At 41.4% G+C, this 26,160-nt stretch carries 23 protein-coding genes; 13 read left to right on the forward strand and 10 right to left on the reverse strand.

Going from position 1 to position 26,160, the window contains the following annotated elements:
* Positions 1-23: 23 nt before the first annotated feature.
* A complete protein-coding gene (gene dnaN, locus Q0993_RS15295; protein ID WP_299534588.1) occupies positions 24-1,142 on the forward strand; it encodes a DNA polymerase III subunit beta in 1,119 nt (372 codons plus the stop codon).
* A 65-nt stretch (positions 1,143-1,207) separates the two neighbouring features.
* On the opposite strand, the gene Q0993_RS15300 is transcribed toward dnaN, so the two are convergent.
* A complete protein-coding gene (locus Q0993_RS15300; protein WP_299534591.1) occupies positions 1,208-1,573 on the reverse strand; it encodes a DUF4870 domain-containing protein in 366 nt (121 codons plus the stop codon).
* A 161-nt stretch (positions 1,574-1,734) separates the two neighbouring features.
* On the opposite strand from Q0993_RS15300, the gene mnmE reads away from it, so the two are divergent.
* A complete protein-coding gene (gene mnmE, locus Q0993_RS15305) occupies positions 1,735-3,123 on the forward strand; it encodes a tRNA uridine-5-carboxymethylaminomethyl(34) synthesis GTPase MnmE (RefSeq protein WP_299534594.1) in 1,389 nt (462 codons plus the stop codon).
* 160 nt (positions 3,124-3,283) lie between these two features.
* Here the strand turns inward: mnmE and Q0993_RS15310 are convergent, their stop codons facing one another.
* The 3 genes from Q0993_RS15310 to Q0993_RS15320 all read right to left on the reverse strand — a co-directional run bounded on the left by Q0993_RS15310 (position 3,284) and on the right by Q0993_RS15320 (position 6,173).
* A complete protein-coding gene (locus Q0993_RS15310) occupies positions 3,284-4,348 on the reverse strand; it encodes a DUF2652 domain-containing protein (RefSeq protein ID WP_299534597.1) in 1,065 nt (354 codons plus the stop codon).
* Between the two features lie 501 nt (positions 4,349-4,849).
* Complete coding sequence (locus tag Q0993_RS15315; RefSeq protein ID WP_299534601.1) at positions 4,850-5,587, reverse strand: alpha/beta hydrolase-fold protein; 738 nt, start codon at positions 5,585-5,587, stop codon at positions 4,850-4,852.
* Between the two features lie 10 nt (positions 5,588-5,597).
* A complete protein-coding gene (locus tag Q0993_RS15320; protein ID WP_299534605.1) occupies positions 5,598-6,173 on the reverse strand; it encodes an SRPBCC family protein in 576 nt (191 codons plus the stop codon).
* Between the two features lie 230 nt (positions 6,174-6,403).
* Here Q0993_RS15320 and Q0993_RS15325 point away from each other — a divergent pair, with 230 nt between their 5' ends.
* From Q0993_RS15325 to Q0993_RS15355, 7 genes are all read left to right on the forward strand, one after another.
* Positions 6,404-7,276, forward strand: a complete 873-nt coding sequence (locus Q0993_RS15325) for an RNA polymerase sigma factor (RefSeq protein WP_299534608.1) — start codon at positions 6,404-6,406, stop codon at positions 7,274-7,276.
* Between the two features lie 107 nt (positions 7,277-7,383).
* Entirely contained in the window at positions 7,384-7,887 is a 504-nt protein-coding gene (locus Q0993_RS15330) for an SRPBCC family protein (protein ID WP_299534610.1), read from the forward strand.
* 77 nt (positions 7,888-7,964) lie between these two features.
* Positions 7,965-8,564: an SRPBCC family protein gene (locus tag Q0993_RS15335; protein ID WP_299534612.1), complete on the forward strand. Its 600-nt coding sequence runs from the start codon at positions 7,965-7,967 to the stop codon at positions 8,562-8,564.
* Between the two features lie 5 nt (positions 8,565-8,569).
* A complete protein-coding gene (locus tag Q0993_RS15340) occupies positions 8,570-9,160 on the forward strand; it encodes a hypothetical protein (protein ID WP_299534614.1) in 591 nt (196 codons plus the stop codon).
* Positions 9,161-9,212: 52 nt separating this feature from the next.
* Positions 9,213-9,743, forward strand: coding sequence for an SRPBCC family protein (locus tag Q0993_RS15345; RefSeq protein WP_299534616.1), 531 nt, complete (start codon positions 9,213-9,215; stop codon positions 9,741-9,743).
* Positions 9,744-10,307: 564 nt separating this feature from the next.
* Positions 10,308-11,021, forward strand: a complete 714-nt coding sequence (locus Q0993_RS15350; RefSeq protein WP_299534618.1) for an AraC family transcriptional regulator — start codon at positions 10,308-10,310, stop codon at positions 11,019-11,021.
* Between the two features lie 41 nt (positions 11,022-11,062).
* Complete coding sequence (locus tag Q0993_RS15355; RefSeq protein WP_299534620.1) at positions 11,063-11,533, forward strand: GNAT family N-acetyltransferase; 471 nt, start codon at positions 11,063-11,065, stop codon at positions 11,531-11,533.
* A 594-nt stretch (positions 11,534-12,127) separates the two neighbouring features.
* Here Q0993_RS15355 and Q0993_RS15360 read toward each other — a convergent pair.
* The 4 genes from Q0993_RS15360 to Q0993_RS15375 all read right to left on the reverse strand — a co-directional run bounded on the left by Q0993_RS15360 (position 12,128) and on the right by Q0993_RS15375 (position 17,792).
* A complete protein-coding gene (locus tag Q0993_RS15360; RefSeq protein ID WP_299534622.1) occupies positions 12,128-14,164 on the reverse strand; it encodes a serine hydrolase in 2,037 nt (678 codons plus the stop codon).
* Complete coding sequence (locus tag Q0993_RS15365; RefSeq protein WP_299534624.1) at positions 14,161-15,570, reverse strand: DUF4097 family beta strand repeat-containing protein; 1,410 nt, start codon at positions 15,568-15,570, stop codon at positions 14,161-14,163. The genes Q0993_RS15360 and Q0993_RS15365 overlap by 4 nt, the downstream gene beginning before the upstream one ends.
* A 325-nt stretch (positions 15,571-15,895) precedes the next feature.
* Positions 15,896-16,255: a BlaI/MecI/CopY family transcriptional regulator gene (locus tag Q0993_RS15370; protein WP_299534626.1), complete on the reverse strand. Its 360-nt coding sequence runs from the start codon at positions 16,253-16,255 to the stop codon at positions 15,896-15,898.
* A gap of 274 nt (positions 16,256-16,529) precedes the next feature.
* The gene (locus tag Q0993_RS15375) at positions 16,530-17,792 is read right to left on the reverse strand and encodes a nucleotide disphospho-sugar-binding domain-containing protein (protein ID WP_299534628.1); all 1,263 of its coding nucleotides are present in this window, start codon (positions 17,790-17,792) and stop codon (positions 16,530-16,532) included.
* A 400-nt stretch (positions 17,793-18,192) separates the two neighbouring features.
* On the opposite strand from Q0993_RS15375, the gene Q0993_RS15380 reads away from it, so the two are divergent.
* The 3 genes from Q0993_RS15380 to Q0993_RS15390 all read left to right on the forward strand — a co-directional run bounded on the left by Q0993_RS15380 (position 18,193) and on the right by Q0993_RS15390 (position 22,438).
* Positions 18,193-21,129 carry a tetratricopeptide repeat protein gene (locus Q0993_RS15380; RefSeq protein ID WP_299534630.1) on the forward strand — a complete coding sequence of 979 codons (2,937 nt, stop codon included), beginning with the start codon at positions 18,193-18,195 and terminating at the stop codon, positions 21,127-21,129.
* A 138-nt stretch (positions 21,130-21,267) separates the two neighbouring features.
* Positions 21,268-21,813, forward strand: a complete 546-nt coding sequence (locus Q0993_RS15385; protein WP_299534632.1) for a hypothetical protein — start codon at positions 21,268-21,270, stop codon at positions 21,811-21,813.
* Between the two features lie 172 nt (positions 21,814-21,985).
* Positions 21,986-22,438 carry a hypothetical protein gene (locus Q0993_RS15390; protein WP_299534635.1) on the forward strand — a complete coding sequence of 151 codons (453 nt, stop codon included), beginning with the start codon at positions 21,986-21,988 and terminating at the stop codon, positions 22,436-22,438.
* Positions 22,439-22,561: 123 nt separating this feature from the next.
* Here Q0993_RS15390 and Q0993_RS15395 read toward each other — a convergent pair whose 3' ends face one another.
* Positions 22,562-23,053 carry a PAS domain-containing protein gene (locus tag Q0993_RS15395; RefSeq protein WP_299534637.1) on the reverse strand — a complete coding sequence of 164 codons (492 nt, stop codon included), beginning with the start codon at positions 23,051-23,053 and terminating at the stop codon, positions 22,562-22,564.
* 295 nt (positions 23,054-23,348) lie between these two features.
* Positions 23,349-25,817, reverse strand: coding sequence for a sialidase family protein (locus Q0993_RS15400; RefSeq protein ID WP_299534640.1), 2,469 nt, complete (start codon positions 25,815-25,817; stop codon positions 23,349-23,351).
* Positions 25,818-25,902: 85 nt separating this feature from the next.
* Here Q0993_RS15400 and Q0993_RS15405 point away from each other — a divergent pair, with 85 nt between their 5' ends.
* Positions 25,903-26,079 carry a hypothetical protein gene (locus tag Q0993_RS15405; protein ID WP_299534642.1) on the forward strand — a complete coding sequence of 59 codons (177 nt, stop codon included), beginning with the start codon at positions 25,903-25,905 and terminating at the stop codon, positions 26,077-26,079.
* The last annotated feature ends 81 nt before the right edge of the window (positions 26,080-26,160 follow it).

Here is a 26,160-nt window from a genome sequence, read left to right on the forward strand (position 1 = left end):
GTCTAAAAGTAAAAAAGCAGCGAATGAAATTTATAGTATCCAGCACTTATTTATTAAAACACCTACAGGTGTTGGGCGGAGTGATCAATAATAGTAATACCCTTCCTATCTTGGATAATTTTCTCTTTGACCTAAAACAAAATGAATTGACGGTCTCGGCCTCCGATTTGGAAACTACCATGAGTTCCAAATTACAGGTAGATTCAGAAAATGAGGGCACCATCGCCGTCCCTGCGCGATTGCTACTTGAAACCTTAAAGACCTTTCCAGAACAACCTTTGACCTTTATCGTAGAGGATAACAATACCGTTGAGATCAGCTCCAATCACGGTAAGTACGCCTTGGCCTATGCAGATGGGGCCGAATTTCCAAAAGCGGTAGAATTGGCAAATCCCAGCTCAACCGTGGTCATGGGCGATATTTTGGCCACTGCGATCACCAAGACCATATTTGCTGCCGGAAATGATGATTTGCGACCTGTAATGAGCGGCGTATTCTTCCAATTTTCATCGGAGAATCTTACTTTCGTCGCCACGGATGCCCATAAACTAGTGAAGTATCAACGTTCCGATGTTTCCGCGTCCCAGGTAGCGGAATTCATTATGCCCAAGAAACCCTTAAACCTCTTAAAGGGGATTTTATCGGGAAGTGAATCCGAGGTAACCATAGAATATAACGATAGCAATGCCAAATTCAGTTTTGAGGATACGGAATTGATATGTAGGTTGATCGATGGTAAGTATCCAAATTACGAAGCGGTAATACCCAAGGAAAATCCCAATAAATTGACCATCTCCAGAAATCAATTTTTGAGTTCCGTTCGCAGGGTTTCCATATTTTCCAATAAGACGACACACCAAATTAGGTTAAAGATTGCCGGGGCCGAATTGAATATATCCGCCGAGGATATTGATTACAGCAACAAGGCCGAGGAACGGCTTACCTGTTCCTATCAAGGTGATGATATGCAAATAGGATTTAACTCCCGTTTTCTAACCGAAATGTTGAATAGCCTTAATTCGGATGACGTTTCCCTGGAAATGAGCCTCCCTAACCGTGCTGGGATACTTACCCCGGTGGACGGGCTGGACGAGGGAGAAAACATCACCATGTTGGTAATGCCCGTAATGCTTAATAGTTAGTTTTTACAAGTACATAAAAGGTGCTTTGAAATTCCAAGGACCTTTTTCCTTCAATACATAGGGTATCACGAAAAAAACCGAATGGTCATAAAGTAACTCGGGGATTCCCCATTACTCGCCCTTATGGCATTGACTATAGGCAATACGAAACTCACTATTCCAACGAATATGAGCGACAGTATTCCCAATCCGAATAATAGGATAGCCGGAATGCTAAGGATAATATAAAGAATGATGCTCAATTGAAAATTAATGATGGATTTGCCGTGCTCATCCATCCCAATGACCTTATCCTTTGAGGTCAACCAGATAAAGAGCGGCACTATCAGCCCTCCAAAACCGGTAACATAGGTGAGTAACTGTGACAAATGTGTGATGGCCAGTAGAGAGTTATCACTCCGTAAAGCTGCTTTTTGATTAACGATTTCCATTTTTTTTTGATTTTTTTGATTGATGTACCTATGTGACGCCAAAAATGCATTTTCGTTACAAACTCAAAGCTTCGTTGGTCCTTGGACCGGATAGGTTTCCAATCGTTCAGATTGCTGTATCTCCTGCTCCATTTTAACTATTTTTGCAAGAAATTGAATTGATGCCATATCACGACACCATAGTAGCTCTGGCAACACCTTCAGGAGCCGGGGCCATAGCGGTAATCCGTATTTCGGGACCAGAATCCATTGCCCTATCCGCAAAACAGTTCCGCTCCGTTTCCAAAAAAGACTTGGCAAAACAGAAGAGCCATAGTATCCATTTGGGGCATGTCATGGATGGGGAAAGGGTGCTGGATGAAGTCTTGGTATCCCTTTTTAGGAATCCACATTCCTATACCGGGGAAGATGTTATCGAGATTTCGTGTCATGGTTCACCATATATCCAACAGGAAATCCTTCAATTGTTCATAAGAAAGGGCTGTAGAATGGCAGAGGCCGGGGAATTTACCCTGCGCGCCTTTTTGAATGGAAAAATGGACCTTAGCCAGGCCGAAGCCGTTGCCGATCTTATTTCCTCCGAGAATGAGGCCAGCCATCAAATTGCCATACAGCAAATGCGTGGTGGCTTTAGCAATGAAATCAAAAGGCTACGGGAAGAGTTATTGCATTTTGCTTCCTTGGTAGAATTGGAATTGGATTTCGCGGAGGAAGATGTAGAATTTGCCAATAGGGAACAATTCAAGGATTTGTTGGGTAGAATCCAGCGGGTCCTAAAACGTTTGATCGATTCGTTCGCGGTAGGCAACGTCATAAAAAATGGCATTCCGGTTGCTATCGTAGGTGAACCGAATGTAGGGAAATCTACCCTCTTAAATGCATTGTTAAACGAGGACAGGGCTTTGGTCTCGGAAATTCCCGGTACTACCCGGGATACCGTTGAGGACGAAATCAATATTGGTGGGATTGGTTTCCGCTTCATCGATACGGCAGGGATACGGCAGACCCAGGACGTGGTAGAAGGTATGGGTATTCAACGGACATTTGAAAAGATAGAGGCGGCCCAAGTTATCCTGTACCTCATAGAAGCAGTAAAATTCGATGCACAGGGTACACGTTTTAAGTTGGAAATCGAAAAATTGCGGAACAAGTACCCTGGGACACCTTTGGTAGTGGTGGCCAACAAAAAGGATTTGCTGGATGCGGAACGTATTGACCACATCAAAACTGAGAATGAGGATGTACTCCTGCTTTCCGCCAAAAGGGGCGTTGGTGTTGAGGCATTGAAATCTAGACTTTTGGAATTTGTAAATACCGGTGCACTGCGCAACAATGAGACCATTGTGACCAATACCCGCCATTACAATGCCCTTTTAAAAGCCTTAGAGGAAGTGGAGAAGGTACAAGAGGGTATGGAAAGTGGAATCTCGGGGGATTTACTGGCCATTGATATCCGTCAGGCTCTATACCATTTTGGCGAGATAACCGGCGAAATCTCTTCGGACGATCTCTTGGGGAATATTTTTGCCAATTTTTGCATCGGAAAATGAAAGAAGCCGCTAATATGATTCCTGAATTGGACATGTGATAAATCCCTTCCTTTATTTGTTAAAAAATGTACCATAAAGGGTCAATATAAATCTTTGTTTCTAATTTGACAGATTTTGATATACTTCAATCCCAATAATCGAATATCCTTTTTCCATTGGATTAAATGCCATCCAAGAGTTCCAGAGATTCCGAAATGTTTTCTCTCACTTTTCTTTTTACCAAAGGTTCCAGTATCCGACCAAAAATGGACCATTTCATGGTCCAATATACCTCTACCTCAAGCTTGCAGTGAATATCGGATATCGGGGTGATGATATAAATCTGGTAGTACCTTTTGAAAGGGCTGGCGTCGGTTGTATGCTCACCATAGACCAACTGCGAAGGTTCTACCGCTTTTTTGATGGTGGTGAAACTTAGATTTTTCCCATTAATTACACAAAGGTGCTGTGTACCCATCCGATTTACCTCGTTCCCATCAAAAACAAACCGGTCCACCCCTTTTACCCATTGTGGGCGAATGGAAAAGTCCGTGATCAACGAATGTAGTTTTGCCGCCGAACGGTTCATTCGCTTATGCAAGTGAATGTTGGGCTTTTTGTCCGGCACAAGAGTTTTTACCATGGGAACAGGTTTTAGATTCAGTTTCAGGGGATCAATGAACGAATAAATATATTCCAAGTTCTTACCGTCATATTTATTTTCACCCTCCTTGAAATGAAAAATCTTGCTGAAATAATAAAACGACAGGTCCACTTCCTGAGCCAATTCCTTCGTGAGCAATGCATAGCTGTCACCTTTAACCGTGTTCTTCAGGAGCCGGTGGGCCTCAATGACCTTTCTGCCAAAGGGCTTGCGTTTTCCCTTCACGACAATATGTTCGACCTCCCCACAATGCGCAATGATCTTGAGTTTAAGGTCAGGGGCCTTAGCACAGGCATTGCATGGGCATATCCTATTTTCCCTGAAAAGGTCAAGGTGGCTATAGAACGCGGTGAACATACTGGTGATTTGGGCAAGTAGGATTTCCTGGGAGGGTATCGATTCTTCGGAATAGAAGAAAAGGGCATCCCCTTCTATCTCGGCCAGTTCCATCTCGGCGATGTTCGACTCGATCAAGATTTCCAAAAGTTCTGCTATCACATGCTGGCTATGATTTACCTCGGTCTCTTCCACAAACTCTGTAAAACCCGAAATATCTGGAAGGAACAAAATTGATTTGGCCATTTTAGCAACGCTGTTGTAGACTTTTATTAGTCATTAATTGATTATTTTCCTATCAAGGGATTTTACCTATCCCCTTATACTTTTCCAACCTGGCATTTAAGTCCCGCAACCAGATATTTGCGAACGGTCTTAAAAAAAAGCAGTAAATATTTTGATATACACGATTGACAAAACCATGTTTTTTCCTTGAATTCCCATTGGCCAAGAAAACCGTAACCCTGACTCCCTGGACAATGGATCTGTTTTCCGATATTTTGATTATTATGAACAGCTTTGCAGATATGTTGAAAAACATGGGAGTCGCTAACCTTGCTTTGCAGGTACTAAAGGAATCATCAAAGGAAAATCTTTTGATTTTACCCGAGCTGACGTACAACTGGAGGATTTCCCTTATCCCGATTCGGACCAAATGTTTTGGGCCTTGAACATGGGCCCCGGTCAAATATTCCACTTCTTATAAATTTTAAGGGAATTGTAAATATCCCCTTCAATCTGAGCCCTTTATTTCGTGAGCAGGAAGCCCAATACATGCTTCCATTGTCCGTTCCAGTTCTCAAAATCATGTTGCCCGTTGGTCTCAATGGTAGAAAGTGTATGGCCCTTTGATTTGTATATCCCTTCCAGTTCGTCCACATATCGCTCCGCATCGTTCTTGCCCGTGGAGAGGACAATTTTTAGTTCCTTACTCGCCGAAAAGGATATATCGGCAATCACATCTTTACAGGGATAGGTCACGGGCGAGAGCAGGGCGTAGTTTCCAAAAAGGTCGGTCATGGCCGAAAAATAGGCGGCGTTCAGCCCACCAAAGGAAATGCCCACCAGGCTTCTTTCGGAAGGAGTCCGAAGGCCCCCATGTTTGGCTTCTGAAAAGGGAATAAGTTCGGTCTCGAAAAACCTCAGATAATCCGGATTGCAGAAGAAGAACTGGTTGCGCAGGTCCTTTTCCGATGCCCTATTGATGGTACTCACCAGCACATAGGTCGCCTCAGGGATCATGCCCTTCCGTGTGAGGTCCAATATCGTATCCATGGCTCCATTATCGAGCAACTTTTTACCATCCGTCAGGTAGACAATGGGCTTTTCACTCCTATTGGAACCTGCACCGTAAATCTTCACGTCAACCAATAGCCCCAGGACCTCACTGTGCAATGATGTCCAATCCTGCTGTTGGGCTCCAAGTGAGGTCCAGAAGCCCAATAACAGAAAGAATGGTAAAACGGTCAACAACCTCGTACCCATCAGCATGTCCTTACATTGGAGTGGAAGTGGCGGCCTCACCTATTTTTTGCAGGGTCTCTTTGGATGCCGATTCCATGAAGGCCATGAACTCATCTTCGGTCATATTGGGGTTTTCCATGAACTGTTCAAAGTTTGACGACCATATGAGCGCACTTTTGCCGTAGCCAAGGTTCGCCACCTTAAAGGTGTTTACCATTCCCTGCACCGGAACCCCTTCCACCAAGGAATAGGAGTAAGTTCGGAACCTGTCATCAAAGGCCACGATCTTTTCCTTGAAGAACCCTTTTCCATCAGGTGAGGTACAGACCCTTTCCCCACCTACGCCTTTATTTCCAGTAAATTCCACCTTGGCAACGTTTGAGGAATATTTGTCCACATCATCCAGTTCTCGCAACAAACCCCATACCCGGTCCGCACCAGCATCAATGATAAGGGTCTGCGTCAACCGGGCATCCTCTCCTATGGAATAAACTTCGGTGCTTGGTTCATTCATATCCATGTCCTGTTCCATATCACCGTTCTTTTCAGATTTTTTGCAGCCCATGAGCAGGATAGCGGCCATGGCTAAATACGTTGTCAATTTCATAATTTTGGTTTTTATTAAATATTATGTTTACCGCTTTGATTCCAATTTCGGTATGGTGTTACAAATTCGATGGAACTTTGCTCCTCGGTCTTAAATTTTTTCTATCTTAAAGTGAATGTCAAAAGCGATGATATGACCGATTTAGGTTGTCCCAAGAAAATGAAATAGTGCAATGGAATACACTTTTGTAACACCTCGGTCCAAAATGCATCTAAATTTTAAAGAATATTATGAGTCCACTAGGTGAAAACTATTCAGAAAACCAGAACATTGAATTGGTCAGAGCATCCTTGAAGGGTGATAAGTATGCCTTGAACGAATTGATAAAATTACATCGGCCCTACATCTACAATGTCGCCTGGAAATTCACCTTTGACCCTATGGACGCGGAGGATCTCACTCAAGAGGCCCTCATCAAGGTGATCACCAAACTGTCACAGTTCAAGTTTGAGAGCCAGTTCAGAACATGGCTGTACCGTATCGTGTTCAACGAGTTCCTACAGTCCAAACGAAGGAGGGGGGAAAAACAGTTTACCAACTTCGAGGACCAAGCGGAACGATTGGATTCCATCGAGAACACCGTCGTTAGCGAGCAGGAGGAAAGGGATCTTGAGGAGAAAATAAAGGAATTGCGCTACAGGTGTCTTTCGGGAATGATCATGTGCCTGACCCGGGAGCAACGGTTGTTGTTCATTGTGGGGGAGACCTTCGGTGTCGATCATAATATCGGTGCCGAGATATTTAATCTTTCCAAGCAGAATTACAGAATAAAACTCCACAGGGCCAGAAAGGACATCATCAACTTTATGCAGGACAAATGCGGGCTCATGAATCCCAAAAACCCATGTCGATGTGCCAAAAAGACCAAGACCATGCACCAAAGGGGATATTTGACCGATGATAAGCACATGTTCAATGTCGGCTATCGTAAAAAGGTCGCTGACTATGTGGAAGAGAACCTTGACCTGGTCGCAGATATCGTGGACGATAAGCACTTGAAGCTATTGCGTGACGTTCCTGCCAAAGACAATTTTGACAGCACGACTGTTTTGGATGAGATACTGGGGGATAAGGAACTCCTTGATTTTTTTGAACTCAACTGATTTATCTCAGAATTCAAATAAAGGCCCGAAGATGTTTTCTTCGGGTTTTTGTTTTGTAACACATGGTCACTCTTTGCATCAAAGGGACAACAATAAATTTTAAACCTATGGAAATATTCAAAGAGATAGTGGTGGATAAACCTATCGAGGAGGCTTGGGACGTTCTTGGAAACCAGTTCAGCAATGCCTATAAATGGGCAAGGGGCCTGGACCATTCAAAGGGATATGGGGAGCCCACTTTCGAGGGGGCCAGCTGTAACAACCGTACTTGTGAAGTGCCTGGTTTCGGAACCATACAGGAAGAGATCCGAATGTTCGATACCAACAACCATGTGCTGTCCTACGAGGTCGTGAAAGGTTTTCCCGGTTTCATTTCCTCTGCCATCAATACATGGAAACTTGAGGAACTTGGCAACGGGACCAAGGTCAGCATGCACCTAAAAATGGAGACCAAGGGGATTATGGGAATTCTTATGGGCCCAATGATGAAAATGAAGCTCAACAAGACCATTGAGGGCGTCATCAAAGACTTCAAACACTACGTGGAAAAGGGCATCCCAAGTCCCGAAAAGGAAAAGGAACTGTTAAAACTCTCCAAAAAGGCGGCCTAGTTCTGTAACACCTCCTTCATCCATGTATCGAAAAGGTGAAACAAAAATGTATTAACTAAAATCTATTTAAAGAAATCATGAAAAGAACACTTGCTTTAATGTTGTTCATGACCGTGGGGCTCACCATTTCGGCCCAGAATATGGACAAGAAGTACAAATCGGTAGAAGTGGCAATCGACATCGACGCCCCGGCCGAAAAGGTTTGGAAGGCGATGGTACAGGACTATGGGGCCATATCCAATTGGTCTCCCTATATCTATGCCGCCAATTACGAGAACGGTTCCCTATCCGGTGTTAAAGGGGCCGAGCGAAAATGTAATCTCAATGCCAATGGCACCCGATGGGTACACGAAAGGATAGCGGACATTGATGAGAAAAAAATGGAAATGCGGAACATTATTCTGGACGGGGCCAAGTTTCCATTGGATGCAGACAACACCCAGGCCTATTACCGTGTAAAGGACAACGGCAATGGAACCTCCACGGCCTCCTATCTCATGCAGTTCCGCGGAAAACCCGCATTTATGACCGGTATGATGAAGGGAAGCTTCAAAAAGACCTTGGCCAACAACCTAAAAGGATTGAAGCACTATGTGGAGACTGGGGAACAGGTGACCCCTTTCAACAAGAAAATCAAGGAAATCAGAAAGGATTACGAGGTAACATTTGCGAAATAACAACGATGAAAGAAACAATCAGAGGTTTTAAAATGGATGAAGCATCCAATGAGCCGGAAGAGGTAAAGGAAGTGTTTGACTGGTATAAGGAGAATTTTGGTTTTGTGCCAAACCTTACAAAGGTGTTGAGCGCTGCTCCGGCGGCTTTGAGGTCCTATTGGCTCAGCCAGATCCAATTGACCCAGTATGGGCTTCTTACACCGGAGGAACATAACATCGTGCAAATGTCCATAGCCGTTGAGAACCAGTGTAGATACTGTGTGTCTGCCCACCAGATGGCGGGTGGTGCTTTCTTTGGGTCGGACGAAAAGGACCTTGAGGCCATTAGGAACAAGGGTACCATTCCAAGCGAAAAATTCGATGCGCTCCGTTCCTTTACGCTTGACGTTTATCAGAATAAGGGAAGGGTTTCCGACAAGGTATTGGAAGGTTTCCTATCAGTAGGATACAATAAGGCACAGGCCATTGAAGTGATTACCAATATTGGGGTCAAAGTAATGTCCAATCTGACCAATCAATTGGCGATGTCCGAGGTGGATGAACCGTTCGCCCCCTTAGCGGAAGGTCTGTTTGAAACCGAATCCGTATATCGGTAAGACCCAAAATCATTTTTGAAATAGTAAATAACAATTAAATAATAGAAACAAAATGAAAATCAAAAAATCAATTTTTTCGCTAGCTGTAACAGTTGTATTTGCCTTAAGCTTTAGCAACGTTGAGGCCCAAAGTGCCGATGCCAACAAAACGTATACCAAGGTGGTGGACGCCTCCGCGGATAAAGTATGGACCGTTTTGAGAAAGATGGACGAAATCCAGAACTATTCCAAGGGTATTGCAAGATTGGAATGGACAGGCCCCAAGGATGTTGGTGGCCAGCGGGTTTGCTATGCACCGGACAACCAAGGGTTCTTTAAGGAGAACATTGTTGATTACAGCGATGCCAATAGAACTTACAGTTATTCCGTTATTGAAGGCGTACCAATCAAAGGAATGGTCAATACCTGGAACGTGGTAGACCTCGGCTATAACAAGTCGATGATTGTATGGACCTCCAAGTTCGATGAGTTCATGGAGAACCCTCAGATGACCAAAGAACAGTTCTTTGGATTTATTGATCAGAGTTTGAATGAGATGGTTGGGAATGTTATTGCCGAGGCGAAAATGGAAGCTAAAATGTGATGACAATTTTCTGGCCATACGAATGATGAATGGTTTTTTTATTGATTGGTAGTGTTTGCATGCCGAGGAATTTTGTATGGCTATGAAAATGATAGCGCAGGTCTCTGGCCTGCGCTTTTTTTAAATCCTCTAAAATCATTCTGTCACGGAAGTCTGCATTCACAAATTCAAGGTACAATTCCAAACCAGCCCAAATGTCCATGAAAACAGCAATACTAAAGACTATAATACGAGCTAGATTTTGGATTCATGGGGTTTTACGGTATTGGCTGCGGTTGAAAAGAACGTTGAAGACCAGGCGTTAAAACATATTATTTGCAGTTTCTTCGAAAAAGAATAGGGTTGGAAATAATGGAGAATTTCAATGAGTCTTCTAAAACTAACGTTTATAGGGAATCCACTAATTCACTTCGAAAAGTCTCAATAACTCGTCTATTTAAGGAATATAAACTTGCATAGAAGTGAGACATATAAATGGTATATAATCAATGATTATATATTCCTATATTAGTTGATAACTATATTCCCCTGTTGTACGCAATTTAAGACAACCGAAATCTATCAATGAAAATTCACGATTTTGACATAAAAAAAGGGATTTACAGCTTTGAGTTCAATGAACTGAATGCAGAAAGCCATTCCCATCCTGTTGTCGAAATTATAAGTACTACAGATGGAACTTTTTCAATACAATCAAACGGACAGATAGATGAGAATTTGGAGTTTGCAATTATCGACTCGAATACTGAACACAAAGTGTTTTCTAAGAACAGTTCTATTAGAATTTTAATGATAGAAAGCCATAATTTAAGATTAACCGATTTTTTTGAAAATAATGGATTAAAGTATAAAAATGGAATTTTTTCAAAGACCAATTTTGATAAGAAAAATGAGCTGTTTTCAGAAGTTAAAAATCTCGCAAGAGCAATTGACTTAAAAACACCAACGGACAAACGAATTACCGAAAGCATCAAATTCATTGAGGAAAATGAACTTGAATACAAAAATCTAATTTCGGAATTGACCTCAAAAGTATCTTTGTCAAACAGTAGACTTTCACATCTTTTCAAAGAACATATCGGAATTTCAATCAAAAAGTATCTTGTTTGGAACAGATTGCGACAAGCAATAAATACTTACTTAAGTGAGAACACCAACTTGACTGACGTTTCCCTACAAAGTGGATTTTTTGACCAGGCTCATTTGACCAATTCCTTTAAAAACGTTTTGGGTGTAAGTCCTACAAAAGCCTACAATAGCAGAATCTTACAATCATAGCAAATTGATCAATTTTACTTTTGTCCTCAAAAACAAAGAAAATGAACGGACAAATTAGAAAAGTAAAGAAAGAGGACATCCCAGAATTAAAGAAAGTGCTTGATTCGAGCGAATTGTTTCCATCCTACTTGCTCGATGATATGATAAACGATTATCTGAACAACGAAAAATCAACGGATATTTGGTTTACGACAATCGACCAAGGCAAGCCGATTTCGATTGGCTACTGCGCCCCCGAAAGATTGACCGAAGGAACTTATAATCTCTATGCGATTGCAGTGCTTAAAAGTCAACAAGGCAGTGGAATTGGAAAGAAAATGATGCAATACATAGAAAACGAGTTGAGGAAAAACGGCAACCGAATTTTGATCGTAGAAACATCAGGAAAACCTGAATTTGAATTAACAAGGGAATTTTACATTAAGTGTGACTATACAAAACAAGCTGTAATCCCTGAATTTTATGAAAAAGGCGATGACAAAATCGTGTTTTGGAAGAAACTGACGGAATAAAAACTGCGTACAACACGGTGCATAAGTAACAGCGGTTTGAGTACTAACTCGAACCGTTTTTTCGTTTAATTAAAGTATATTCTAATCTGAATAGTAGTAATATAAAAACCCACAACTAGGCATACACGAGATCGTTGCGCACAAGCTCGGAAAAATGGACGAAGTCGAAATAAAAGTATATCACAATAAGGAAAAAGTAACAACTACTCTTTATGTTGAACAATTATCTGAAAAGAAATAATAAGGAAGACCTGCCAAAAAGGCTAGTATCCTAATTTTTTAAGGGGATTTATCGTTATTCTTTTTATTGTTTACTTTGTTTTATTACATCTTTGCCAGATACACATTTTTACACTTCTTCAAATTTAAATGCTCGGGGTACATTAGTATTAACTTCTTCAATATTTTCCGAATTACACGATAATACTTCAAGGCTTAAGATGAATTTGGAAGCTCCCTTGTTTTTACCCATCGTTTTCACCTTTTAGATTTTCAATACATTCTATTGCTTCGATCAATTAAGCACTAAGGTGTTTTGGCTGCGCAACTTTGGGCTTAATACCGATATGATGAAAAAAAGAATTTTGATGCCTTTTAGTTTTGGGGGTTTTTAATCCCAGGGGGTTGTTTTGTAGTTCCCCCATAAAACAGGTATTTACCCAGTGCTTGACCAAGCTTGTGTCCGGTATTGCTGTTGGTAAAAATCACAAAACCATTCCTTGATTCTGGATAGAGTACAAACTCACTTTGAAAATCATAATTGCTACCACCATGCATTATGGCCTTTCCCACAACGGTCTCTTGGACGAAAAAGCCAAGTCCAATACCCAAGTCCCAATAATTGTACTCTGGCGAAGTGGGATAGTCAGGAGACAAAACCGCTTTATAGAACATAGCATCATATTGTTCCGCAGACATTCCCTGCCTGTTGGCCAAGGCAACAACGAACTTAGCGAAGTCACTTGCGTTGGTCAACATACTATGGGCTACTCCAGGTTCGGTCCCATATTCTGCCCAATAGGTGGGGTTGGATTGTAAATGTCCTTGGGCAAACTCCAGGTTTTCATTGCCGACGAAATAAATAGGTTCTATTTCAAGTGCATTGATTACTTCTTCTTGTAAAAGTCGATTGATACCTTTGCCCGTAACCTTTTCTATGACACGGGCCAAATACTCAAAAGCTTCCCCCGAATATCCAAACTGTGTTCCTGGATCAAAATTTAGTTTTCCTTCCGCTCCTGAGACGTGTCCTCCTGGGCCACCAAAAGCCCAGTTGGGCATTCCACTGGTATGGTTTAAAACCATTCTTCCCGTTATTTTTTTGTATCGGGAATCATTTTCATAGTTTGGAAAGTGAAGTAAGGTGTACAACGGTATATCCAAATCAAATTCCTTTTGGTCAACCAATCTATTTACAATAAATGCAAATACACTTTTAGTAACAGAGGCCGCCTGAAATTTGGTTTGCTTGGTAATAGGAACATGGGTTAAAAGGCTTTTATGGCCAAAGACCTTATCGTAAGCTACTTTTCCATCTTTGATTATAGCGACCGAAGCCCCTGGAACGTTATAATACGCCATTTGAGCCCTAATAAATGCATCAATTTCAAAAGCATTTAAATCTTCACCGGAAACTACGATACCCTTTTCCTTGAATAGGTAATTTGACTCTTTAAAAACTGGAATTACCACCTCTCCTAAATCGGAGGGCTTTGCCCTTTCTATTGAAAAAAAATTTCGAAAATGGGTATCAACCCTAAATTGATTGCCATAACCATCCCCGGCAAAAGGATGGGTCAGTTCATAGGAAGGTGATAAATAGTAGGCCCCTTCCGGTAATTCTGCCTCAAAATTTCCAATTGAATCCAACTTGACTTCAATCCAAAACTCTGGTTTTTTTCTATCCGTTATGCGTACTGTTTTTTGAGCCAGTAGCTCTTGATTTTCAAAAACAATAAGGCCTGTAACCTTTTGGAGCGGATTTTTTTCCGGTAGTAAAACTATATCCCCAAGTTGTCCTGAATTGAATTCTTTCCAAAAACCATTATATCCAATACCCCAATTGAAATAGGTTTTTTCCACATTCCCGAAATCCACATCCACTATGAAATGATCGATGCCTATGGTCTTGGTGTTTTCTAAAATATTGGGCAAGATTATTCGAGCCTCAATGGTTTGGATATGGCCTTTTCTTCTTGATTTGAATTGAACACGATCTTCCGTGATTTGAGCGTGAATCGGATCTTTATGTTTTCCGTGTATTCTTAATTGCAATTCCTTATTCCTGAAAATCAAGGAAGCCACACCACCTCCTCCTTTACTATGGATTCCATTGATGTAGAATTCGTAGTAGTCCTCGGGTGAATATTGGTCATCCGTTATTTCAGTAAAAAAATACAAAGCACTTTCATCTAGGTTATAGGCGATCTTAAACCGTGCTTTCAAATCTGCTTCGGAATCTAGGGGCTTACCAAAGTGCTCTTGTATAACATTCCACTTTTCAACGTTCCAATCATCTGCCTTTGCATCAATTTTCTTAGAGGTACAAGGATAGGCGTAGGCTACTTTTCCGTTATGGGAATATGCCAGTATCGAATATAGCATACACAGCAAGGGAAGTAATCCTTTCATAGTCCATTGGATTTTAATTCGATATCACCACTGGTAGTCTCAAATCTAAAAGTCCCCTCATTGTCACCGATATTGAATGATTTCATCACCTTTTGTTTTCTCATAAACCTTTCTTCAATTGGGAAATCGGTAGAAAAAGAACCATCGCCGGCCTTTTGATCAATTTTGCCGGAAAATGTTTTCGGATAGGCAATGCTTAAATTTCCACTGATGGTCTTAAATGAGGATACTCCGGTTGGAACCGAAGAAAATGAGGCCTTGATGTCCCCACTTACTGTTTCCAAATCGGCATTTCCGGATACGCTTTCCAAAGCAATAGAACCCGTAATATGTTTAACTCTAATATTATGGGCTCTAATGGACTCAATACGGACCTCACCTCCATTAACATTTTGAACAACAAGGTTAGTGTTTCTTGGGAGTTTAATGGTATAGTCTATCCTAAACGTATAGGAGAAACAAGGGGCTCCGCCACAATTTTCATTATAACTAAAAGAATCTTCTTCCTCATTGAATTTTGAGTAGGGGGAATCCAGGTAAATTGCAAAGTAATCGTCGGTGGCCAACTTCCCAACCTTAATCTCCTCCACACCTTTGTTTATCTGTTCTTCAGTTGGGGCACTAATGGATTTAAAGGCAGAAACTTGAATGTCCTCTTTATCATGACCAATTATTTCCACTTTCCCGGTGATATTGGCCAAAACGAAGGTGTTCTCCGTATTTCGATTCTTGAAGGAACCTTCTATTCTAATGGCCTCTTCATGGTCATAGTCATACATAAAGGATTCTTTTGGTGAAATAGCATCATTGTCCCCACCGATTATCGGATTGAATGAAAATATGGTCAGACTAAATATGGGGAGTATCAATAGGTACCTCCAACTGGAACTCATCGAGGACTTTTTGGAATTCATCATTTCAATTCTTTTTTCCAATAAGGTTTGGTTGTAATTATTGGTGAAACTCAACGGATGAATCCGAGCCGAAACCTTTAACAAGCTCATTTGATAGGATTCCCTATCAATACCAGAATGTAACATTTCATCATCCACTTGATACTCCATATTATTGCTGATTTGATTTCTTATTCCCCAAACAAAGGGATTGAACCAAAAGAGGACCAGCAGTAACTCACCCAGCAATTTGTCCAGATAATGCTTTTGATCAACATGAAGTTTCTCATGCAATACTATTTGTTCATAGGTGTCGTAATCGTATAGGGACGGATTTATATAGATATTCCTGAAAAAGGAAAATGGAGGGGATTCCCTTTGTAATTCGTAAATCCTATAGTTGCCATCACGGATAAATTCCAAGCGGGACGATTTCAATCGTAGTACAACTAGTTGTACTAGAAAGCTGGATAAAAAAACGAGCACTCCAGCCAAATATACTCCCAATGCCATTTTTGGCCACTTTGGGTCATCTTTAAAAACAACAAGCTGTGTTTTATGTTGCCGTTTTTGGGAAATCCGGTCTGCAAGTTTAGAATCTTTTGCTTTTCTTATAGATGGTCTAGTAGGCACTATAATCTCAGCTAAGTTTTTTGACCCATTACGTAGTGACCAATCTTGAGGTATCTCTATCAACGGAAGTGAAACCGAAATCAAGATCATTACGAGCAGAGCGAATCGATTGAATTTGAAGAATGTTTCCCGACTCAACAAAAAGCGAAAGACCACATAAGTCAAAAGAAATAACAATGAAACATGGAAAAAATAGTTAATCATACTATTGTCTTGATTTTATGCGTTTTAGGATTCTCTTCAGATCCGCTTCCGTAATCTTTTCTTCCTTGGCAAAATGGGCTATCATTTTTGAGTAGGACTTATCGAAGTATTTATCCACTACGGAATTGACAAGCAAATCTTTATACCTATCTTCAGAGACTATGGGAAAGTATTGAAAGGTTTTACCAAAAGTATGATGGTCCAAAAACCCTTTTTCCTCTAAAATTCTTACCATTGTGGCAACAGAATTGTAATGGGGTTTGGGCTCGGGCAACTCGGCGACCACCTCTTTGACGAATGCCTTTTTTATCTTCCAAAAGACCCTCATAATTTGCTCTTCTCGTTTTGCTAGTTTTTCCATATTGATCCAGGTTATGAGCCAAATATATAACTAATACATTAGTTTTACAACTAATCGATTAGTTAATAATGGCATTTTATTACAATAGAGGCTTTATGGAAAACAAAGCACTACCAAAAGAAAACAGAGGTTTTCACCGATTTCTGTACCGAAAACACCCCCTACTCTCTTGTTTAGGGGCATTGTAAAATTGCATCGGGAAATAAACGTTTTGTCTGGCGATGAGCCGATACCCTTCTAAGGTTAGACAACTTCCTTTTATAAAAGTTGTGCATCAGGACTTTGTCAATATCCGTATTTCTTCTGCAATCAGGTGTAAGGGAGCATACGTTTCGATTTCTTGCTTTAAACCCTGGGCGCTTTTTTTGAATCTTGTATTTTCCAATACGGTTTTAACTGCTGATTTTATTTCCTTTGGTTTTGGCCTCAACTTGTTGAGATTGATACCACAACCCGAGTGGGCCACCCTGGCCGAGACTTCCATCTTATCCTCACTTCCGCCAGAGGAGACCAAAGGAATGCCATGTGCCAATGCCATGTGGGTAGCCCCGAAGCCTCCATTTGTTACCATGACATCCACATAGGGCAACAAGTTTCCAAAGGGAATGAATTCCGCAGTTTTTACATGACTTGGTAAATCTTTGATTTCTGTTTTAACGGGCAGAGCAATCAACAGGACATTCTCACGCTTAAAGGCTTCGATCGTTGGGAGAATAAGCTCTGTGATATCATTTGCAATGGTGCCTTGGTTCACCAAAATCACTTTTCGTTCATCTTGCAATTCAGCCCACCACTCCGGCTCGGTAAAATCGGTTTTACGATCGGGCAGGATTGGGCCTAAATATTTAATGTTTTTGGGCATATCGCTTCGCTGGTAATCAAGTCCTGGAATGGTCGTGGCAAAAACGGTGGAGGCACTTTGTAGAAAACTGTTAAAAATATGGTCATAGGGCTTCAGTCCCATCCCATTTCTAAGCTTATTACAATAACTTTTTAAATCCCTGAACACTATTTTCTCGGCCAAAAAATTCAAGAAAAGTATTCTTAATCTTTCCAAAAATGAATCCGCGGGCCCAATGCCGGTACCAAATGGACCATGGTCCCTGCTAGATAAAGTAAGTGGAATAACGTGAAGATTTATACTGGGAGTATTGTATTTTTCTGTGAAAAAATAAGGCCCATACACCATAGGGTCACTAATATACAAATCGGGTTCAAAGTCCTTTCTTAATGCATCAATAATCCCAATGGTAGGAATAGCCATATCATAGCACCACGTCTTGATGTAGAATTTTATTTGAGCAATGCCCTTAAGTTTCTTTAATTCGGGCTTAAACTCATAAATATCCATACCTTTGGGATCAAAATCTTCGGGCAAGCCTATAAATTTGGCTCCAACGGCTTCTATCTTGTTTTGATAGGCTCTTCCACAAAGCCAGACCACCTCATGCTCGCGCTTGACCAAATGATCGACTACAGGTACAAATGGATTGACATGGCCATCCGCGGCGGCACAAGCTACTAGGATTTTTGACATGTTTTTTTATTTGAAGTGTTAATATACTCGTAATATTACAATTACAGGACACTACCCTAATTTTTAAGACCTTAACCTTTCAAAAGCACCTATTTTTACGTTAAGAATCGCCTTACATCTTAGAGTTTTATCTGCCAATACGTTTTTAATGGATAACTTAACCTATATTTCTTTACCCAAAAAATGAGATAAATCAAAAATTCGAGACCTTCTTCGTTTCCAATTCCAGGGTTAAAACCTCCCATTGCCAAACAGATAGTTTGGCAGGAATTATTTATCAATCGATTCAAACTGTCCGGTTACGATCTCTGCCTGGAAAGAGGGCCGTACCTCGCCTAATATTTGTATGAGCGGATCCAGGGAAAACGGTATTCCTAAGGAATTATGCTTACATTTAAGCATGGCCAGAATCCAAATTTTAATTCTTTTTTTCATTTCGGTATGTGCCTATCCGCAATCAAGGGTTGATAGTCTAGAGCAAAAGCTTCGAATTGAAAAAGTGGATTCGACAAGGGTAAGTCTATTACTCGACTTGGCCGACGAATACCGTTATGAAAATCCCAAAAAAGCGGAACAGAATGTTCTCGATGCTTTAACACTTGCCGCTTCAATAGACGAGAAAAGGCATGAGGTCTCAGGATTGATTGTTCATGCAGACCTATTGACGGATCGTGCCAGTTATGATTCTGCGATTGTCTTATTTCAAAAGGCCCTTTCTATATCGGAACGAATAAAATTCGATGACGGCAAGAGTGCGGCCCTAATTGGCCTAGGTAATACAAATACTAGAAAGGGGAATCTAGACAAAGGCGAGGAATATCTACTGTTGAATATTGCTTTCGCTACTGAAACTGAAGACCTGGTAGGAGTGGCCAGCGCCTATAACAACCTGGGCAATATTTACAACGAACAAGGGGAATACAAAAAAGCGATGGAAGCCTACACAGAGGCAGCAAAAATGAATACACAAATTGGGCATGAAAAACATACAGCCATCAACATGGCCAATATAGGCATGATCTATCAAAAACTTGAAAATTATGATAGCGCAATTGCCTATTTCCAAAAGAGTGACAGTCTTTTCGTGAAACTGGACTTTCAAGCGGGGCGGGTGTTCGTAATGGAAAACATGGGCATCATTTTTAGAAATCAAGATAGGCCGGATGAAGCTCTTGAATTGTATCAAGAAGTCCTGGAAAGCTATAACAAATTGGGTAGAAAGCGAGAGCTATCACAGACCTATAACAAAATCGGAAATATTTATTCGGACAAGGAACAATCAGATAAAGCCATTGAAAACTTTCGCCTATCCTTATCGCTAGCCGAGGAAATCAATGATTCCATCAACATGGCCATGGCCAATCGAGCCTTGGGTCAACAATTCCTTTATTTCAAAAAAATTGATAGTTCAGTGCATTATGCTGAACAAGCCTTGAGAATAGCCAACGCCACTGGCGTCGAATTGACGGTAATGGATAGCTATGAAACCCTTTCTGAAGTTAACTATGCCAAAAACAACTACAAAAGCGCTTACGATTTCAGGATCAAATATGAGGCACTTAAAGACAGCTTATACACCTTGGAAAAGCGCGACATGGCCGAAGAGATAGAGGCCAAGTACCAAAACGAGCAACAGGCAAAGGAAATTGCTCTTTTGGCTTCCGAAAAAGAGCTGCAGGAATTGCAGTTAAGTAAACGGAAAAACGAACGAAATGGCATTATTGTGGTGGCTATTTTTATGTTGTTATTGACTGGTTTGTTGTATAACCAATACCGTATCAAACAAAAGTCGAATAGGGAGCTCAAGGAACTGAATACCCTAAAATCCAACTTTTTCGCTAACATTTCACATGAGTTCAGAACCCCCCTCACCTTAATACAGGGGCCCATTGAAAATCTGGAACAAAATCCGGAAGAACAACTGGATCGGAAGGATGTGAAGATGATCCGAAGGAACACTAATAAAGTGCTGGGACTGGTAAACCAATTGTTGGATCTCTCCAAAATCGATGAGGGTAAATTAGAGCTCAAGTCCTCAGAAGGTGACCTGTTTAAATGTCTCCGTACCGCGGCGGCATCTTTCAATTCCCATGCTGCGCAACGGAACATGGACTATCGGGTATCCGTACCCAACGAAGTACTTTGGGCGGCATTTGACCGGGACAAACTGGAAAAAGTGGTGTACAACGTGTTAAGCAACGCCTTTAAGTTTAGCGAGGATGGAGAATCGGTTGCTTTTAAGGTATCCTACACCGGCCAAGAGTTATGTATTCATGTATCGGATTCGGGTCGTGGTATTTCCGAAGAAAAACTACCCTTTATTTTTGATCGCTTCTACCAGGTGGATAGTAGTATTACCAAAGATCAGGAAGGTTCGGGCATTGGATTATCCCTTTCCAAAGATCTTATAGAATTAATGGATGGGACCATAACCGTTTCCAGTGAGAAAGGAATGGGTACTTTTTTTACTATTCAGGTTCCTATTGAAAAGATCAAGATACCAGAGATCCGCACAGATCTTGTCCCATCCACGCCTGCGGATAAAGCTTTCGGGGCAAAGGCCTACGAGTTTCCAAAAGCGGAAGTTAACGGGGCTTCAAAAATTCTAGTGATAGAGGACAATGAAGACATGCGCCAGTACATCAAAAAGCAACTTTTACTTAGCTATAATGTTATCGAGGCCAAGCATGGAGAACAAGGCGTGAAATTGGCAGACTCGGATACACCAGACCTGGTTATAACCGATTTGATGATGCCCAAGATGGACGGTATGGAGGTTTGCAGAAGATTGAAGTCTGATATCCATACCAGTCATATCCCAATTATTATGCTTACCGCACGAGCAGGCGAAGCAAATAAAATTGAAGGTTTGGAAACAGGGGCCGATGATTACCTCACGAAACCCTTTAGTGCCAAGGAGCTTATGGCCAGGGTCAAGAACCTGATCGAGCAGCGAAAACGTTTGTTAGAGCACTATAAACAAAGTGAACGCACCTTAATCCCCGAAAAAATCACGACCACCTCATTGGACAAAAAATTTTTGGAGCGGGTACTCGATTTATTGGAAAAAAACCATTCAAACCCAGATTTTGGTGTACCACAAATGCAGCAAGAACTGGCCATGAGCAAGACCCAGCTCAACAGAAAACTAAAGGCCCTGACCCAAGAATCCCCTCGCGATATCCTTAGGAATTTCCGTTTAAAACGCGCAGCGCAGTTGTTGTCGCGAAAATCCGACACGGTTACCCAAATCGCTTATCAGGTGGGCTTTGAAAATCTTTCCTATTTCGCCAAATGTTTTAAGGAACAATACGGTGTTTCTCCTTCTTCCTATTAAAAACACCCTCGGTTCTGGTATGATTTGGTTCGCCAGTGTTACTTTTTGGTTCTGAATTGTCAGTCCTGAAAAAGCTTGGAAATTACTTTTGATGGTAGTGTTAAAGTTCCGGCCTTTTACAAATAAAACTTGATAATCATGAAAACAAATGGTGCCACCCCGTTTCTTCTTAGCTGTATTTTCTTATTCCTATGTGCCTGCGAATCCGATGATGGTGATATGGAAACACCCGATCTGGATACGGTGGGTTTTACTATCAATGTCTCCGGAGACCTTTCCAGAAACATGCAAGGTACCAATGCTTATTACAGGTTTCAAGAGTTGCCCAGTTCATTGACCACTACCCACCAGTTATCCATTTATTTATCCGATGGCGAAGGGTATACAGTAACCGCCATTATTGGAGTGAACGGGGCATCGGCACCCCCACCGGGCAACTATCCCGCGCTTAACCTTACGGCTAATGGATATAACGGCGACGACCCGGGGACTGCGACTTTTTTATTTGGGCAAAACGGAGGAATTAGCCATTCCAGTAATCTACAGGGCCAGGGCGGACTCTCCATTACCACAACAAGCGACGGTGTTTTGAGTGGCACTTTGGAAACACCATTGGTACCCACCTCAAATGGGTCGGGAAACATTGTTGTCAGTGGCACTTTTACCGTGGAGTTCAGGCCTTAGCTTGAGCAATCGTGATATAGAGGACGTCACGGAATGTAACGATTTTGCAACAGGATTGGCAATAGACCTACTTCATATGCTGGCCAATGTCAGTTGTTTCATGATATTATGAGGGTGACAAAATTAAAAATGATTCCTAAGCGAAGCGATATATTAATTTAAACTAGAAGTTATGAAAAATGGTGCATACAGGTATTTGGTAAAGGGCCTCACTATGTTTTTGATCTTGGGCATGGTAATGGGTTGCAGTAAGGACGACAACGAAGCGACAAGTAATCTTGTTGTGGGCGAATTGAGTAGCGAGTTCAAAGGGTTCTGTGATCATAGTAGTGGCCTTCCAGGCGTCTTTTATGAAATTCAAGTGCCTGTTACTTACGATGGCACGGAAGATGACGGTCCAAGCCAATTATTGGTAACTTTAACTTCTGATGGTGGAAATGTCAGTGAAGACACTACGGACCTGAGCGACTTCGGTCCATTCATTGACTCCAATTCATATCGATGGAGCGGCTGTTTGGTGTTTTTAGGGGATTGGATAGATTTTGAGGTACAAATGGAGAGCACTGGCGGAGAAACCAGCAATACCTCCAAAATTAGGTTGAATATAACCGATGTAGTTAACTAAATAAAAAATCGTTATACTATAGATTATTTAATGATCTGTTCAATAAATTAAACTTTTGGTCTAATTATTCGTTAAAAAAAGATTTTATACAAAGTTCGAATGTTGTGACAATGAACTCTGTTTTTAAGCTGCCATCTGTTCCTTTTCCATGGCGAGAAAATGGGTCACTTCCCTTCTGGAATTGAAGAGGGGCAACACATCAATACAGCATAAATATGCCTCCCCGTTTTTTCTATAGTTGATCAGTGTCCTGGAAAACCTTTTTTGCTGCTTCAGCAACTTTCTTATTTCCTTTTTTGTTTCCAAGGATGTATTCCTGCCCTGTAAGAAAGTAGGACTCTTGCCAATAGCAAAGCTTTTCGGATAGCCGGTCATTTCAGGAAAGCCTTTGTTGGTCCAGATAATTTTCTTTTCAACATCGGTGACCACCAAAGCTTCATAACTTGAATCTTGTAGCACTTTAACGATCGACGTATCCACATCCCTTTTCAAAACATCCCTTAACTCGACTAAATCGCGGTCCAGTCTAAGCTTTTTGCAAAGGGTTCTGTAATTTTGAAGATAAAAATCCAAACTCTGAATAGGCGATAAATACCCTTTCTTATTCTCTTTCATGCTATCTTTGGTCAATTGCTTTGTCAAAAGTAATATATAGCCGATTGTGACAATATGAGATTTATCATATCGCAACCCATAATGAAAAGGTTAGGCAAAAAATTGATTTTCCCTGCATTCTCTTAGTGCCACGATTCTTTCAACCTTAGCCCGGGGAATACGACATCCGTTTCTATAAAAAGAACATTTTCTTGGAATTCTTTCTTTTTCCAAGACGAGAAGTAAAAGGCACTACCCTATTTGGGCGGTACGAAAATGGAAAATAGAATAACATTTGAAGTAGGTAGTGATGGTACTACTCCGTTTCAGGTTTTCCGTACCAAACACTGGAACCAAAAGTAGTAAGGTATACATTCTCGGAATTGGCATCATCCACGATGACCCGGTGTCCCCAGTGAAAGTCATAATCTTTGATCTTTTTCCAGGTTTTACCCCAATCATTGCTTACGTACGCCCCTTGGTTAAAGGTATTGCAATACACTCTACCTGGAGTGGAACTGTCCACGGTAACGTCATATACATATTGATTTTCATCAAATACTCTAGTCCAGGTATCCCCTCCATCCTCGGACATAAGGATTCCGCCATCTAAATCCAACAAGGCATTACCTCCTGTCTTTTCGGCAAGTTTACCACCTACCAAATCACTTAAATGGATATCCGACCAAGAGCCCAGATACAGTTTGCTGGGGTCTTCTTCATCATACGCCAAACCGTTCGGAAACTGTGTCTTTTCACCCACATTTAACCGTTTCCAGGAAAGCGCTTCGTCCGTTGATCTGTATACCGCACCCATAAACACTTCCCTTCCTTCCTCGTCATGGGTATGCTGTGGGGTGGGGCTGGTAATCAGATACAATGTTCCATCCGGGAGAATGGTAAGCTCAAAGGCGGCCATGCTTCCTTTTATCCCATTGTTATGGAGCTTCCAAGTCTTTCCATCATCAATGGATTTAAATACGCCCTTACCGTAGGCGGCCACGTATAATGTTCTTTTGCCAACAGGAGAGTTCTTATCCAGTACAATGGACGTGGCCGGTGTATCAAAACCCATTCCTTCCACAGTAGGGCTCCATGATAACCCGCCATCCGTGGAAACCGCCACACCCCCTTTACCGTTTTGTTTCCATTTTGGGTTTCTGGTCATTTTCCCTCGTGGAAAATCGTGTAATGATGACCAAACCGACCATAGCTTATTTTTTATATTGGGATCAAACTGAATCCAATAACAGGTATTTTGCCATTCAACGGGGATACCTTTGATGGATCTAAACCAGCTCTTTCCCTGATTAAAGGAATGATGGTATCCAATATCCGTATAGCTAATGGCAATATGGGTAGAATCAAATGGGTCGAAATGAACACCATAGGCCGTGGTGACATCCAATCCGTTGGAAGTGTAACTTCCGTCTTTTTGTCGTGAGGAATAAATTGCGTTCCAATTCTTTCCACCATCAACTGTTTTCATGCTTCGGTACCAGTCCGTTACAATGGCCACATTACCATTATTTGGCGATACCCCTACATCAATCAATCTAATGAAGTCCTTTCCGAACGCCTCATGCACCCAGGCATCCTTTAGGTTTGACGCATCTTTCCCATCCCGAACACCATATTTGCCCGATCCTCCCCCACCTTTCCAGACCCATTCCCAGGAATCTCCGGAATCGGAAGATTTCAACGTTCCATACCAAACGGCCTCAGTGCTGTCATTTTTCTTTTCCTCATAATGGCTAGTAACTACATAGACGGTTACAGCATCGTTCTCAGCTGCCGCTAAGGTGGAATAGGTGGGCAATGGATCTGAGCCATTGGTAATCACCTTACCCTCATTTCGTCGCCAAGTTTTTCCCTGGTCTTTTGATATCCAGAGTTCTGTTGGTGCCGAAATACCATGGCTTGGATCCGGCTCATCGTTGTGAAGCCCATAAAATACAGAGCTTTTTCCTTCAAGAACAGTACCTCCGGTAATTGAAAAGGCTGGTTGCATTTTTGAGGGATACCCGTTTACGGAAGCCTTCCAAGATTTTTTATCTACAACGTTGACGCTTGAAGCAGTAAACACTAAAACTTTATCCTTGGCATCACTGGAATTGGTATATATGTAGTCAATCTTATCACCCATTTTTAGTCTTCGCCATGATTTTCCCCCATTTTGGGTATGGAAAAAAAAGTCGTCAAAACTGAAATAAATAAAATTGGAATCGATCGGGTCCACTTTAATATTGGTTATTGCGGGACTATTGGTAAATGCAACGCTATTGGAATCGACATTGTAAAGGGAGTTTTCCTTGGTCCTTATCGAGTAATCCGCATGATCTCCGCTAAAACTTTCTTTTATAATATCTTCTTCAAATGGATACATTATTTCCCAGGTTTTTCCACCATCAACAGATCTATTGAGTGTATTTGCACCTATATACAAAACATTTGGATTGTTAGGATCATACGCAAATGAACGGGATCCATTAGGATAATTGATCTCTCTATACGAACTCCCCCCATTTTTGGTATGATAGGCTCCTGTCATATCACAACGAATAAAAAATTCTTTCTCACTGTGGTATGAAAACGTGGGAATAAAGGTAGAACCTCCACCTCCAGGACCAAGGCGCGTCCAATTGCGCGGCACCTCGGAATGGGAACCCTCCATATTATTTTTGGCCAAAGGATCTTCACATGCAACTTGGATCAAGACCATTAGGAAAATACTACAAATCTTGGCTTGCATATCCTTGGATAAAATAAGTCTCATTAAGTTCATGATGTGCCTTTTGATGTGTCTGCAAACTTTCCCAAAGGTATACAGTCTTAAACGAATGTGAACTGACGTGATTTAAAGTCGAGTTATGTTTCCAATTCCAGTGTTGGCTACCCTTTTCGGTATCAATATACAGTTTTTCCATCTTTTATCCGGCCTAAAACATATGCCTGTAAATAGCAGGTTTACTACGGATGTATTGGTACTTGACAAAGTAGAATTGGATAGGCTTCATTTTCCCTATCGGTACGCCGAAATGTCATGACCCGCATCGCCGCATTAACGCGTGTAGAAACGGGGTGTTCCCCTTGGGCCCCTACTTAGAACCTATCCAACATCGAATATT

Source organism: Ulvibacterium sp. (genome assembly GCF_028285715.1).
Classification (GTDB): domain Bacteria; phylum Bacteroidota; class Bacteroidia; order Flavobacteriales; family Flavobacteriaceae; genus Ulvibacterium.